The following is a 13,563-nucleotide window of genomic DNA, read 5'->3' on the forward strand; positions in this document are numbered from 1 at the left end:
TATATAAATCAATACTTGGCTAATAGATTTCCTCATGGTTATAGAAATAAATGCGCTCTTTTAATTCATAATTAATTTAGAAACTAATGCATAAATTGTTTGTATATTCTCCATATAATCAGCATTATTATATACATATTTTTATATTAATCAGCCTCCTGTTCTTCTCTTATTTTACTTATTTTAGTCTATATGATATTTTATATATAAATAAGTATGTACTTTATGGAAAATGATTATCATATTTTGTTTAGAAGAATATTTAAATAGAAATAATGATTATTTATGAAACTGTACTATATGATTTTATATATTAACAGTATTTAATTTGTAGGAGTGTGAAAATGAAGGTTAGCATAAACATTATCTCTTCTGAATTAGAGGAAGAAGTTATTTTTAACGTACACAATGTTCAAGAAAAAGTTACTGAGGCCATAGAATTACTGACATCATCAAATGAAGTTATTAAACACTTACTTGGAAGAAAAGAAGAAAAATATTACAAAGTAAACGTGGATGAAATTTTTTATATAGAGTCAATAGATAGAAAAGTATTCATCTATACAAAAGCTCAAACCTATGAAATTTCTGAGAAATTGTATGTTCTTGAGGAACAATTAGCTGGTATGAATTTTATTAGAATTTCTAAATCCTTGCTACTCAATATTGATAAGATACACTCTTTTTATCCAAAGTTAAGCGGAAATCTGGAGGCCCTTTTAACTAATAATGAAAAAGTAATAATTTCAAGAAGATATGTTGCAAATTTAAAAAACAAATTGGGAATGAGGGATAGCAAATGACCTTTAAATATTTAAAAAAAATATTAAAATTAACCTCAGTAGTTTTTACAGTAATAACAATATTTCAGCTTATTACAAAACAATCTTTAGATAATGAAAAGATTTGTGAATTATTAGATTTATCATTATTCTTTTCATTAATAAAGATAGTTATCAATAAATATATTATTTCTAAGGACTCAATATTTAACCCATTATTATATATAGTTATAATTTGGTTAATGATTGCTGCATCAAATTATCTTTTTAACTGGAATATGTCCTTATCATTAATGCTCTCAACGTTTATTGAAGTTATATTAATTTACATATGCGTAAGACTTATTAATTATCAATATGAGAAAATAGACGTAAAGAAAATGAATGAGATTTTAGATAGAAATAGAAAAAATAAAAAACAACAGTAGGTTTCTGTTTATTTTTATATTAGTTTTAATACCGCTTAGTTATATAAATATACCGCTTACGTAAATACGTATTGTCCTTATTTAATTTATATTGTACTCTTACAACATGATATGAATTAAGAAAGAAGGTTATATTATTATGATGATTATTAATATTATTTCGGAAGTATTTAGCCAAACTCCTTTTTATGTTTGGGTTATATTTATTTATCTTTTAAAGCGTGGAATTAAAGCTAGTAAAGATGGTGAGTTATCACTTTCTAAGATGTTCATTATGCCATCCATTTTTATTATTTGGGGCTTAGAAAAGTTACTAACAAATTTTAGCTACTTAGGTATTTCTATGATTTTCTATACCATTTGTATGTGCTTTGGTACTTTAATATCTTATTATTTATATTCTCGATATAGAAAAATATATATAAAAGATGGCTCTCTATATAAAACCGGCTCATATTTACCAATAACTATTATGATGACTAATTTTTTTGCTAAATATCTATTAAATGTTGCTATGGCTGTTAATCCGTTGTTATACAGTACACTTTTCTTTAATATTTTATATTCATTATTATCTGGCTTTTCCGTTGGATTATTTATTGGAGGTATCCTACAAGCATATAAGTCTTACTCAAACTTAAAAGCATTAGCTTAGGTATATGATCAACACATCTAAATTAAAACTTCACATGTATTTTATCAGTTAAATCCCCTACTAAATTGATATGCTCCCCTTATAGTAGACAGTAAAAATAAAAAACTGTTTCTATAAAAGGAGCATATCAATTTCTAACTTAGTTGGTTTCATTGTTGATTTAAACTATCCCCGCTGATACGTATTATCCAATTTCAGTAGACTTATCACTCACTATTATATTTATCAGTAGCAAGTGATATAGTTTTTGGTGTATCCCTTGTATATTATGAATTAAAATCAGTAATGTCTAAATAATGATCAATTATTTGACTCTATTATTTCCTTCAATTTAACATTTTGATTAATAAATCTAGTTTTACTTTTTTCCTGCTTAAGTCGTATAGCATTCTGCGGACAATGATTAATACAAGCTAAACACTGCTCACACTTTCCTTTATACACAGGTTTAGTATCTACATTAATATTATTTACTGGGCAAACTTTCTCACAAACTTTGCAGCTATTACAGGTATCTTCTACATAGAAATTCTTATCATATTGAGCGTTAGCCTTATTCTTAGAATGAACCTTTTTTAATATTGCTTCAATAAATCTTATAACTGCAGCATGTCTCTTGATATATACTTTTTTAACCTGGATATCATTAATTATTTGCGCAAGATTCTCTTCTATATTTTTCTTTGGCTCTTTTTTCATCTCTTTATCCATATCAAACACTGGAAGGTAATTGTCAACCATAAGTATTTCATTAATGTATGAAAACTGGATTTGATTTCTTTTCCCAATTTCTAAAAGCTCAGGTATGACTGCTCCTGAAAGTGATCCAAAAGACACTACGGCAAAAATATATTTACTTTTTAGTTTAACTTTATTTAGAAACTCCTCGACAATTTTAGGAACCCCTCCATAATAACTTGGAAATACAATACCAATCTTTTCATCTTCAAACTCAAACTGTCCTAGTTTCATTAACTTAGGAATAGAGTAACTTTCCCCTCCAATTCTCTTTGCCACATATAAATTATTGCCAGTTGCTGTAAAGTATAATATTTTCATAACGCTCTCCTTTCAGACGTTTCACTTGTAACCTCTTATGGATTATAGTATAATTTGATAAAGTAAATAATTCAAGTGAATATAGGCTAGCTGTTACAAAAGGAGGAAAATTGTTTATGACTAATAAATATAACTCTGAACAGAATAAGATTACAAAAGAGAGTATTTTGGGTGCTCTTATGTCTTTAATGGAGAAAAAGGACTTTAAGAATATTTCTATTACCGAAGTATCACAAAAAGCTGGTGTATCACGGATGGCTTTTTATCGTAATTACAGCATAATGGAGGATATCCTTATTGATCATCTTGATAACATGTTTAAAGAGTACTCAGCTCTTTTAAATAATAAAGAAATCAGTAATTATGAAATGACACGATTATATTTTTATTATTTTAGACAACATCAAAAATTTATTGAGAACCTACTCCGATCTAAATTAACCCACTTGATACTTGAACGATCTGTTAAATTTCTTAATATCTTATCCGCTGCTATAACATGCACCATGGACTGCTCTCCTGAATTTGAAAAATATAATATTGACTTCATTGCTGGGGGGCTTTTTAATGTATTGATATCATGGTGTAAAAATGGCATGGCAGAGAGTGATGAGAAGATGGCTGATATGGTTTATGAGCGGCTTTCAACTCATATTGCTGGAATCTCATTGATATAAAAGAGCTACCTATTCTAAAAGTGGATTGTTTATCTATACTTAATACACATCCTTAACTCATAAAAATTAAAACTTAAACCAATGATATTATAAATACCATTGGTTTAAGTCTTAAAAGTAAAAGAATCGCTGACGCTTGCAGGCGATAATCTATAAGATATTTATAAGGTGCGTTCTGCAACGTCTGCTCAAAACAACGCAAACACTCTGATTTGCTAACACTTGCCCTTTGGACCAGATTTTCTAACGACAGATCATCTGCATAATGTTGTTTATTCACCTTTCATCTCAATCCTAGCATTCCCACTGATTTCTCTTCATGTCAACATGATTCTCATCTTTAAAGGATACACCTTCTTCTAATAACAGAAATCGTTGTTCCCGCCACCCCGGCGCCAATCTTCCAGCATGATTTACCACACGATGGCATGGATATCTCCCATAAAATTCTGCTTGGCTAAGAACCTTCCCGACAAGCCGTGCATTTTTTTCTCTGCCAATAAGGCTGGCAATTTGTCCATATGTAGCTACTTTCCCTTCAGGGATTTCTTCTACAACGGAAAGTATTTCATAAATTAATTGTTCATTCATAATCTTTTTCATATATTCACCTGTAATACTAATCCTTACTTGAAGATATCGTACTTTAAGACTTGGAAAAGTAAATATTATTGGGTTTATTATTTCATTGAATTCTTTCCAATAGTTTCTGAAATAAATTAAAGCCTTCACTCCAATCATCTATATTGGATTCACTATTTATATGACCCTTTCTGCCAACAGACATTGTTTCAAGGCCCCACTGTTTACCTTTTTCTATACAAAACAGAGATGAGGAATATTGATCATTCTCACTATAAACCAGCATTCCAGGTAGCTGCAGGTTATCTTCTGGCAAATGCTCAAAGGAATCTAAAAAATTTGGAAATTGTTCCTTGTTTGAATCTGGTGGAGCCACTAAGAAGACTGCTTTCAAGTACTTTCGTATCTTAGGCATGGCTTTTACAGTAAGCAAGCAGCCGAGGCTATGTGCAATCAATACTACATCACAGCGATTTTCTCTTGAAAGATTTTCTATTAAATTCTTTTCCCATTCTTTATATTCAGGATAATCCCATTCTTCTTGGATTATTCTTTTAAATCCATATTTTTTCTCCCAAATAGTCTGCCAATGCTCTGGCCCAGAGTTATTAAGGCCAGGAACTACCTTTATATTCATTATTAACACCTCAAATCTATCTAACTTTTTCGAAAAGATTTCATTTTTTTATTCACGTTTAACATGCGTATATGCAAGTGTAAAGGCAGTTATTACAATCAAATATAACGGGAATATTGTGCTTTGCCTTTGCATTTCAACATTTATTTTTAGTACACTCAAACTAAGTTTTTAACTTGGTAATTAGATTATTATACCTTCAAAATGATCCATTTCATGTTGAATTATTTGTGCTGTAAATCCAGTAAACACTTGTTTCTGCTTCTTAAAATTTCTATCAAGATACGTAACCTCTATCATTTCATATCTCTTTGTTTTTCTAAATCCAATTAAAGATAAACAACTTTCTTCTGTTTCATAAAGCTTTTCCTTTTTTAATATAACGGGATTTATCATAGGTACAATAAGGTCGCCTACGCTAAATACCAATATACGCTTTTTTACTCCAATCATATTACCAGCCAATCCAACACAATGGTCTAAGTTTGCTCTTAATGTATCTATTAAATCATCAATTACTACTATATCATTTTTAGTTGCCTCTTCTGACTTTTGTCCTAAAAACAATATATCTTTTACTATTGGTTTTATCATAATTTATACCTCTTTTTCAGTTATATTTTTTATAAAGAATAGGATGTATTTTTAAAATACATCTTATAACCTAATCCTACTAAATAAATTTGCGTAACTATGTCCTTTTGTATAATTAATTATAAGTTCTTTATTTAATACACATCTCTGACTAAAAAAATTATAACATAAACCAATGGCACTTTTAATATCATTGGTTTATGTTTTAATACTTAATCATACTCTATCTATTTTGATTATCCCTATATCTGGTTCACTGTAACAGGTATGACGCATACCTTTCTAAGTTATATATTACGGTAGAATATCAATCGCTAATTTTAGATAGATCCAGAATTTATTTAAGGAAAATTCTCATCAGTTTATTATAAAGTGGATTAATCTTTTAATCCATAATAGCAATGCATAATTGTTTTATCAACATCGGAAAAGTAAATCGAGACGAATATCTTATTGAGTTATTAATTATAGTAGAGTTTTTAACTTCTAGATTTTTCATTTCTAGTAGCCTGTAAAGTTATTTGTTTTATTATCAGATCAAAATTTTTCTCTCCCAATATGAAAATCTGTTTTCCCATCTTAAATTACGTGAAAATCCAGGTTTTTTTTAACCCCACGGCCTTCAAATCCGCATTATTAAAGCATATTCTGAAGAATATATATTCTAATATTCTTCAGAATAAATATTGTTCAGAATATATATTCTTCACCATATTTATGGTAAAAATACCAGAAGTATTTATTTATAGCCTTTTTTATTATACGGGCACATAAAATCATTCTTATTTAGAAGAAGCTTATATTACCTCAAACAAATTAGGATTCGATTTCAAAAAATTATTTATTATGTAGATCATTAGCAAATTTATTAAAAGACTAATCAAGAAATTTAATGTAATGGTGTGTGTCCTTCACACTTATTGAAAAGCTTATTTCAAATTACATTTAGGAAATATATGTTTAATCATGTAAATTATATTTAAATAAGTGCTATAATTACATATGAACATGTTTGATTTATCACATAATTATAAATCATTCTATCCAAATAACATATTGAAAGGTGAAGACTGAAATGACGGAAAAAATAGAAGAAATTTCAGATAACATTGAACTTGTAAATTCAGATATAGAGAAAGACTATAAATTAAATTTAAGAAAAGAAACTCAACATTTTATAATCCATTACACTGAATTTGATAAGAGCTGTATAGATAAAGTTTCTGATATTCTTGAAAATAGCTATAATAGAATTACTAGTACTTTCAATCAACAACTTGAAGAAAAATTGATTATTGAGATTCATCCAGACCATAATCAGCTTCATATAGCTTTGGGATTTCCAAATGCACCCGGGTGGGTAAGAGGATGACTTGGAATAGGTAAAATTGTAATAGCGTCACCTTTAAACCCACCACCAGGTTCAGAATTTCATAATGTATTAAATACAGCTGTTCACGAATTAGTTCATATCATGGTAAATAAAATAAATAAGAATACACCAAGGTGGTTGAATGAAGGAATTGCATGTTATGAAGCAAAAGACAATAATGAAAACTGGATAGTAAAAACTGTTAAAAATGGACTAGCAAATGATATTGTTCCTACATTTAAAGTTTTAGATACAGGCGATGATTTTGAAACTTTCTTCAAATATGATGGATATCAATACTCATATACTATAGTAGAATCAATAATCAAATTATTTGGCTATGACAAGCTGTGCAATTTGATAAAAGCACCCAATAGTTTTGTAGATATTTTCGGAATAACCGAAGATGAGCTTCATAACAAATGGATTGATTATATAAAAATGAACTACTCACTAAATTAGACTATCAGACATTTTTGAACTTACTTACTAATTAGAAAATCTTTTAATATTATGTATTAAATGAGGAAAATAAACTTCCTCATTTAACTTTCTACCATACTTTTTAGCTTAAAAAAACCTTATTATCATTATTGATATTTGACATTTTTAACTTGTAGTCTTCTAATGATATATGGCCTCCAGCAAATTCATTTTCTAATATTGTCATCTTTTCAGCTTTCGTTAAAACTCTTTCACTGTCTATGTTAATAGCATTTTCTTCACCTTCTAGAGGAGTTAATATATGCTTTAGTTTATCATAGGCTTCAAAATATCTAAGCCCAAATATTCTCTGTGAAACTGCATTTATGTGAATACCATCGGGATTAGCTGTTAATCCTGACGCTGTTACAAAATAACAATTCTTATGTTCTTTGGCAAACTTTATAAGCTCCTCATTTACTTTAGGGTATTCTGGAAAATATGCACCCATAAACCCACTTCCTAAGTAATCTCCAATTTCACCTATAATAATAGGAATATCCGGTTCACCAAGCTCTCTTCGAAATGCATCAACAATTTCCGAAAACTTTTTATTATAAAGCTTGTAAAGTGCTGAAAGAGAGTCACTTTCACCTTGATGCCATAGAATTCCCTTAAGCTTACTACTTTCTTTAGCAAGTTTTGCTTGTAATATAGCATGTTTAAATAACGGACCATCTACTGACCAATCATCTAAACTTGTACCACCATCAGCACAAGGTATTAAACCTATTTCTTCATCTTTATTTTTTCTACACCATGCAGCTGCGAAAGAAGCTGCTGGACCAATTCCAGAGTAAGGCCTATCATAGTTTATAGGCTCCGTCATTATTTGCCATATTCCATTACGCATTACCTTTATACGTTCATTGCAAATTAGTGGAACGTCTTTTAAAAATCCACGACCGGCCATATTTGATTGACCAACCATTAAAAACGAGTTTATCATAAATATCTTTTCCTCCTTGTTTATCAATCCACTTTTTAGATTACACTTTAATTTTATTAATCGACTTATGTAGCAACTGATAAATCTTCCAAATTCCTTAAAATCGAGGTTTATTAATTATCATAGTAGATTTATTATTTGAACAAGCCTAGGTTATTATTTAAAATGTATGTGGATTTTGTTATTGATATTATCTATTCTAAATAAAAATATCACTCTTAGTATTTGCTTAATTACTACTAAAGCATGCTTTTATTTTATAATTTTCTGCTCTATCTTAATAGCCTTAAGAATAGTTATAATTATTCTTTCCCATAATTTATAGCTACAAGGGAACACTGTTCACAAATTTGACTTGACTATAATCCTGGAGAATAAAAAGAGACCATACCAAAGTGGTAAGATCTCTCTTGTTTTATTTATTCACTATTTTTCTTACTGAATCATATGATAAACAATATTTCTCGGCAATATTAGTTATTGTCGCTCCATTTTTATATTGATTGATTATTTCACTATTACGTTTCTTATAATATTCTCTTGAACCACTATTTTCTCCCCACTTTCGTTTTTTTCTAGAAGCAGGAATATATAACAATTCTCCATCTACATAATTTAAAATTTCATTCAATAATTCTTTTGGAAGCACATCTGCTGCATTGATATATTTCATGCTCCTACCCCTTTACTTAATTAATTAAATAAAGTGCAGAATCAGCAGCTAATGCAACTTTTTATCCCACGCAGTTTGTTGCATTTCTACTATTCTGCATGGGCATAAGCACTCTGTAAGTTATTTTCATTTTTTAAATTTATAAACATACCTACCACCTCCAAAGTCCTCTAATTGATATATATGCGTATAACATAGTTAATCTTTAAATCCAATGCCTGAACACTTCAATTTTTAGAAGGCTATCTCGTCAAGATTAATCCTAATAGTCAAAGTTTGGTAGAAATGATGAGAATTAGTTAATAACTGCAATTTCTTAATCAATTTGAATATATGAAATTTTGTTGGCCTATATTATTATTCAAGCTATGCAGAGCTTATGATTTATATATATTCTTTCATTAATTGATCTAAACCAACTTCTGATGTTAACTTTTCAAGATTATTAAATATCTTCTCTTCGTCCCAATTCCACCATTGAAGCTTCAGTAAAAATTCAATTTTTTCATCACTAAAACGCTTTTTAATAAACTTGGCTGGATTACCGCCATAAATAGTATACGGCTCAACATCTTTCACTACAGTTGAATTTGTGGAAATAATCGCGCCATCACCAATCTTAACCCCTGGCATAATAGTTACATTTTGGCCTATCCATACATCATTACCAATCACTGTATCTCCCTTAAAAGGCAACTGTTCTACTGTTGGAGTGACCTTTTCCCAACCACCTCCAAAGATATTGAAGGGATAAGTTGTAACTCCATCCATTCTGTGGTTTGCTCCATTCATGATAAACTTAATCCCCTCTGCAATTGCACAAAACTTGCCTATTATAAGTTTATCTCCCAAGAATTCATAATGATGCTCTATATTATCATAAAATTTCTCAGGAGATTTTTTATTATCACTATAATAAGTATATTCTCCAATCTCAACATTAGATTTTTTAGGTAGATTACTTATATAACAAACCGTCTTTGTATTTGGATATAGCTTTTTCTTGTCTGGCCCTGTCATAGAGTACTCACTCCTTTCAGTTCTTTTATTTGTTCATTTCTGACTTCTTTAGAATCAATGTTATAGTCAAATGAATATTGATCCTCAGTAATTATTTTTATCAAGTTTCCACCCGTCTGCCTGGTAATTTCAATTTACAATATCTACATCACTATAAAATTTCTATATATCCTTCAGTTCCATTTACTCGGATTCTCTGCCCGTCTTTTATCAATTTGGTAGCATTCTCAACTCCCACAACTGCTGGCAAACCATATTCACGCGCGATAACGGCTCCATGAGTCATGAGTCCCCCAATTTCAGTCACTAGACCTTTTATTGATACAAATAATGGTGTCCAGCTAGGGTCTGTAAAGGAGGTGACTAATATATCTCCTGCTTCTAACACAGCATCTTCCATGTTTAAGATGACACGTGCTCTTCCCTCGATTACTCCAGAAGAAACAGCTAGACCTGCAATCGCACCATCTGGAAGATTTTCTCGTTTATATTTACCTGTAATGATTTCACCATCAGAGGTCATAACACGTGGTGGTGTTAGTTTTTCATTTAATTTGTGCTCGTCTTTTCGCTTTATTATAATATCATAATCAAGTTTATTTGTGTGTACTACTTCGCGAAGTTCCTCAAGAGTAAGGTAGTAAATATCTTCTTTTTCATGAATAACACCATCTTGTACGAGTCGTTTCGCTTCTTTCATTAAGGCCTGCTTATAAACAAAATAGCGGCTAATCATACCGTATTTTGGGTATTCGCGGTAACCTATAAAATTCCTGATCAAGTCGATATTTCGTTTTGTTTCTTTGACTTTTTGTTCACCATCCAGTAACTCTCTTAACCGACTTAATAACTCTTGCTCTTTATCTAAAGCTTCCTGTCGCCCTTGCTCAAATTTCATTTTGCCAGCATTAGGCTCAAAGTTCTTAATGTTGCTTAAAATCATAGGGACAAGTGTAATTGGCTTTTCGCTGAATCTAGTTCTAGTAATATCGATTTCTCCGCTGCAGCGCATTCCGAATTTCCTAAGATAAGACAAGATTGCATCCTGGGCTTCCTTTCCACCATGAAACTTAATAATTTCCTCCAAAAAGTTATCATCTTTTACATTTTGTAAAAAATCAACTATTTCTGGATAAGGACGTATCATATCTGCCACATCCATTAATTCTAGACCCATTTCCGAAGTAATGTTGTTTGGTACAGATTGAGAAATAGTATCGGCTGCATTTTTTTCACCTAACCACTCGTTCATCTTTTCATTAATCCAAAGCGAAGCATTTATAGCAGACATAAATACAGCTGTACTTTGTGGGTCAAATAAAATTCTCTTTAACTCATTTATATCTTCCAGAATAAAATCAATTAAATCTACCCCTAATGGCCTTTGGATTTTTTGTTTTAACTCTTCTATTGATGATTGACTCTTCTTAATGAGTTCAGAAACGATTGTTGGATCCAATTCCTTTTGTGGCTCTGAACCTGCAGTGGAACCACGTTTATTACTTTTAAGATCACTCTGTTCCTCTTTATCATTTGGTAAGCATTTTATGAAATCTCGCTCTATTATGGTCATAATTGCGTCTTCTGTGAGAGGTTCGAGTTGTTTCATATTATTTAATAAGTTTTTTCTGCCATCTGGTGAAGCCAGCATTGGTGCCACATCAACAAACAGCCTTCCACCAGCTTTAAACCATCGGCCAAAAGATATTAACTCCTTTAAAGACATTCCGAGTGGCTTCAAAGGATCGGTCATCATTTGTTGATGACCCACAGATAAATAGACATGTTTTTTTTCATCATTAGCTTCAGGAATTGGATATAAAGTAGTGATTGGTCGGCTCTGAACAATATAAAATGTATCGTGAGTCAAACACCATTCTATATCTTGTGGACAGCCAAAATGCTCTTCAATCTTTCTCCCCATATGCGCAAGTCTCAAAATCTGTTCATCTGTCAACACTTGACTATTTTGCCTCTCAGGCTCAATCTCCAACTCTTCGGTACCACCATCTTTTAAAGCATAAATACCTAGCTTCTTAGTAGATATTTTCTTATCTACTATTTTATCGTTGCGAACTCTATAATTATCAGCATTCACCAATCCAGAAACCAAAGCCTCTCCTAGCCCGAAGCTTGCATCAATGGATACCACTTTTCTATTACAAGTAACAGGATCAGCAGTGAACAAAATTCCTGCTGTCTTAGGGAATACCATCCTTTGAACAACCACAGAAAGGTGGACTTTATTGTGGTTAAATCCGTTTTGAATACGATAAATTACTGCTCTCTCTGTAAACAGTGATGCCAAGCACTTTCTGATATGCTTTAAGATTGATTCCTTTCCAATAATATTTAAATACGTATCCTGCTGACCTGCAAAAGAAGCTGTCGGCAAATCCTCTGCAGTTGCACTAGAACGTACAGCATATGAATCTTTTTCACCAAGTCTTAATATGAATCTGGCAATCTCTTCGCTAATAACCTCAGGTATAGTTATTCCTTCGATTACCTTGCGAATTTTACTGCTAATTTCTCTTATTTTTTCTATGTCTTCTACTCCAAAATGCGATAATTCATCTAATAAACCTTTAAGTTCTTCATTATTTTCAGTTATTTTTTTATATGCTTCTGTCGTAACACAAAAACCTTCTGGTACTAAAATTTCAGTAATTCTAGATAATTCTCCTAGATTAGCGCCTTTCCCTCCAACCATGGAAATCCTTGTTTTATCAATTTCCTGAAAGCTAAGTACATATGAATTCATACACATTCCCCTTCCTCTTTTAAGTCGGAACCCTGAGTAGTTTAATTCACTTGCTCGCACGCTTATACTGCTCGTTAAAAACCATTTAGACTTTTAATTACTTTTCTAGATACGAGTGAAGCAATTTCTACGAAGTGATTCTGTTCCTATGATACACAGAATAAGCACATATTATAAGCCTGTTATTTAAAAATTTCATATGGTATAATAAAGTTGAGGGGAATAGTTGATTCATTTAATAAAATTATCAATGCTGTTTCCGGTAAATTCCACTCTTATGTGTTCCTGGCCCTAAACATTTCTAGATTAACATCATTTGCTTGCACCTTCGTAGTTTTCAAATGCCAATGCAAGGCTTATCTCAATAATTGACTCTGTATTTCCTTGGTGATTCTTATATAAATTCTCCAATAGCTTGCCACTTTAGAGCTCTTGTAAGCATTATAGTGATTAGTTAAGTAATAAATAGGATTGTACATATTTTGATGGTATTACTAAACTTATCAAGAGCTTTTAGTTAGTTCTCATATTAATCTATTGCTGAAAGATTCCAATTACTATATTTAGAATACTTATCTTTATTTTTTCTATAATAAATCAGTCACAACACTATAAAAATGCAGTGACTGATTGTCGTTATTTCCAAATACATTGTTTCCACTTATTTATGGTTTAAATCATAAAATGCGCCTACATCTTTGCTTACATTCTTATAACGCTTAATAAATACTTCGGTAATTGTAATTTTAAAAGTATTGGTACTTACATTATATTAAATCCATTTTTCATCAAAACTTAATGAATTGATATAATCTTGATAAGTGTTATATGTCTTAGAAGAAGTTTCTTTAATTCAGTAGTATGTACTATTTCCACAGTATCATGTGC

At 30.6% G+C, this 13,563-nt stretch carries 14 protein-coding genes; 6 read left to right on the forward strand and 8 right to left on the reverse strand.

All coding sequences use genetic code 11. The annotated features are described in order from the left end of the window. The first annotated feature begins 344 nt into the window (after positions 1 to 344). The 3 genes from T483_RS0100255 (at position 345) to T483_RS0100265 (ending at position 1,865) form a co-directional block, all read left to right on the forward strand. The gene (locus T483_RS0100255; protein WP_026884996.1) at positions 345 to 803 is read left to right on the forward strand and encodes a LytTR family DNA-binding domain-containing protein; all 459 of its coding nucleotides are present in this window, start codon (positions 345 to 347) and stop codon (positions 801 to 803) included. Then, complete coding sequence (locus T483_RS0100260) at positions 800 to 1,210, forward strand: hypothetical protein (protein WP_026884997.1); 411 nt, start codon at positions 800 to 802, stop codon at positions 1,208 to 1,210. The genes T483_RS0100255 and T483_RS0100260 overlap by 4 nt, the downstream gene beginning before the upstream one ends. Positions 1,211 to 1,349: 139 nt before the next feature. Then, on the forward strand, positions 1,350 to 1,865 hold the full coding sequence (locus tag T483_RS0100265) for a hypothetical protein (RefSeq protein WP_026884998.1): 516 nt from the start codon (positions 1,350 to 1,352) through the stop codon (positions 1,863 to 1,865). A 300-nt stretch (positions 1,866 to 2,165) separates the two neighbouring features. Here T483_RS0100265 and T483_RS0100270 read toward each other — a convergent pair whose 3' ends face one another. Next, a complete protein-coding gene (locus T483_RS0100270) occupies positions 2,166 to 2,924 on the reverse strand; it encodes an EFR1 family ferrodoxin (RefSeq protein ID WP_026884999.1) in 759 nt (252 codons plus the stop codon). 116 nt (positions 2,925 to 3,040) lie between these two features. Between T483_RS0100270 and T483_RS0100275 the strand changes: the two genes are divergently transcribed. After that, positions 3,041 to 3,601 carry a TetR/AcrR family transcriptional regulator gene (locus tag T483_RS0100275; RefSeq protein WP_026885000.1) on the forward strand — a complete coding sequence of 187 codons (561 nt, stop codon included), beginning with the start codon at positions 3,041 to 3,043 and terminating at the stop codon, positions 3,599 to 3,601. Positions 3,602 to 3,895: 294 nt separating this feature from the next. On the opposite strand, the gene T483_RS0100280 is transcribed toward T483_RS0100275, so the two are convergent. The 3 genes from T483_RS0100280 to T483_RS0100290 form a co-directional block, all read right to left on the reverse strand. Further along, complete coding sequence (locus T483_RS0100280) at positions 3,896 to 4,204, reverse strand: MGMT family protein (RefSeq protein WP_026885001.1); 309 nt, start codon at positions 4,202 to 4,204, stop codon at positions 3,896 to 3,898. An 82-nt stretch (positions 4,205 to 4,286) separates the two neighbouring features. After that, positions 4,287 to 4,820 (reverse strand): RBBP9/YdeN family alpha/beta hydrolase, encoded by a 534-nt coding sequence (locus T483_RS0100285; protein ID WP_026885002.1) that lies wholly within the window; start codon positions 4,818 to 4,820, stop codon positions 4,287 to 4,289. A 183-nt stretch (positions 4,821 to 5,003) separates the two neighbouring features. Then, positions 5,004 to 5,414: a peptide deformylase gene (locus T483_RS0100290; protein ID WP_026885003.1), complete on the reverse strand. Its 411-nt coding sequence runs from the start codon at positions 5,412 to 5,414 to the stop codon at positions 5,004 to 5,006. A 1,075-nt stretch (positions 5,415 to 6,489) separates the two neighbouring features. Between T483_RS0100290 and T483_RS31980 the strand changes: the two genes are divergently transcribed. Then, a complete protein-coding gene (locus T483_RS31980) occupies positions 6,490 to 6,786 on the forward strand; it encodes a hypothetical protein (protein ID WP_242841777.1) in 297 nt (98 codons plus the stop codon). 21 nt (positions 6,787 to 6,807) lie between these two features. Beyond that, positions 6,808 to 7,248, forward strand: coding sequence for a peptidase MA family metallohydrolase (locus T483_RS31985; RefSeq protein ID WP_278247390.1), 441 nt, complete (start codon positions 6,808 to 6,810; stop codon positions 7,246 to 7,248). A 103-nt stretch (positions 7,249 to 7,351) separates the two neighbouring features. Here T483_RS31985 and T483_RS0100300 read toward each other — a convergent pair whose 3' ends face one another. The 4 genes from T483_RS0100300 to ppsA form a co-directional block, all read right to left on the reverse strand. Then, the gene (locus T483_RS0100300) at positions 7,352 to 8,218 is read right to left on the reverse strand and encodes a sialate O-acetylesterase (RefSeq protein ID WP_026885004.1); all 867 of its coding nucleotides are present in this window, start codon (positions 8,216 to 8,218) and stop codon (positions 7,352 to 7,354) included. 415 nt (positions 8,219 to 8,633) lie between these two features. Next, positions 8,634 to 8,891: a CD3324 family protein gene (locus T483_RS0100305; RefSeq protein WP_026885005.1), complete on the reverse strand. Its 258-nt coding sequence runs from the start codon at positions 8,889 to 8,891 to the stop codon at positions 8,634 to 8,636. 384 nt (positions 8,892 to 9,275) lie between these two features. Next, positions 9,276 to 9,911 (reverse strand): Vat family streptogramin A O-acetyltransferase, encoded by a 636-nt coding sequence (locus T483_RS0100310; protein WP_026885006.1) that lies wholly within the window; start codon positions 9,909 to 9,911, stop codon positions 9,276 to 9,278. 151 nt (positions 9,912 to 10,062) lie between these two features. Then, positions 10,063 to 12,675, reverse strand: coding sequence for a phosphoenolpyruvate synthase (gene ppsA, locus T483_RS0100320; RefSeq protein ID WP_026885007.1), 2,613 nt, complete (start codon positions 12,673 to 12,675; stop codon positions 10,063 to 10,065). Positions 12,676 to 13,563 lie beyond the last annotated feature (888 nt).

It is taken from the genome of Clostridium beijerinckii HUN142 (assembly GCF_000621745.1).
GTDB classification, from domain to species: Bacteria; Bacillota; Clostridia; order Clostridiales; family Clostridiaceae; genus Clostridium; species Clostridium beijerinckii_A.

What these genes read in the sequence shown, in the direction of transcription:
- T483_RS0100255 (WP_026884996.1), top strand. Translation starts at nt 345, where the DNA reads ATGAAGGTTAGCATAAACATTATCTCTTCTGAATTAGAGGAAGAAGTT.
- T483_RS0100260 (WP_026884997.1), top strand. Translation starts at nt 800, where the DNA reads ATGACCTTTAAATATTTAAAAAAAATATTAAAATTAACCTCAGTAGTT.
- T483_RS0100265 (WP_026884998.1), top strand. Translation starts at nt 1,350, where the DNA reads ATGATGATTATTAATATTATTTCGGAAGTATTTAGCCAAACTCCTTTT.
- T483_RS0100270 (WP_026884999.1), bottom strand. Translation starts at nt 2,924, where the DNA reads ATGAAAATATTATACTTTACAGCAACTGGCAATAATTTATATGTGGCA.
- T483_RS0100275 (WP_026885000.1), top strand. Translation starts at nt 3,041, where the DNA reads ATGACTAATAAATATAACTCTGAACAGAATAAGATTACAAAAGAGAGT.
- T483_RS0100280 (WP_026885001.1), bottom strand. Translation starts at nt 4,204, where the DNA reads ATGAAAAAGATTATGAATGAACAATTAATTTATGAAATACTTTCCGTT.
- T483_RS0100285 (WP_026885002.1), bottom strand. Translation starts at nt 4,820, where the DNA reads ATGAATATAAAGGTAGTTCCTGGCCTTAATAACTCTGGGCCAGAGCAT.
- T483_RS0100290 (WP_026885003.1), bottom strand. Translation starts at nt 5,414, where the DNA reads ATGATAAAACCAATAGTAAAAGATATATTGTTTTTAGGACAAAAGTCA.
- T483_RS31980 (WP_242841777.1), top strand. Translation starts at nt 6,490, where the DNA reads ATGACGGAAAAAATAGAAGAAATTTCAGATAACATTGAACTTGTAAAT.
- T483_RS0100300 (WP_026885004.1), bottom strand. Translation starts at nt 8,218, where the DNA reads ATGATAAACTCGTTTTTAATGGTTGGTCAATCAAATATGGCCGGTCGT.
- T483_RS0100305 (WP_026885005.1), bottom strand. Translation starts at nt 8,891, where the DNA reads ATGAAATATATCAATGCAGCAGATGTGCTTCCAAAAGAATTATTGAAT.
- T483_RS0100310 (WP_026885006.1), bottom strand. Translation starts at nt 9,911, where the DNA reads ATGACAGGGCCAGACAAGAAAAAGCTATATCCAAATACAAAGACGGTT.
- ppsA (WP_026885007.1), bottom strand. Translation starts at nt 12,675, where the DNA reads ATGAATTCATATGTACTTAGCTTTCAGGAAATTGATAAAACAAGGATT.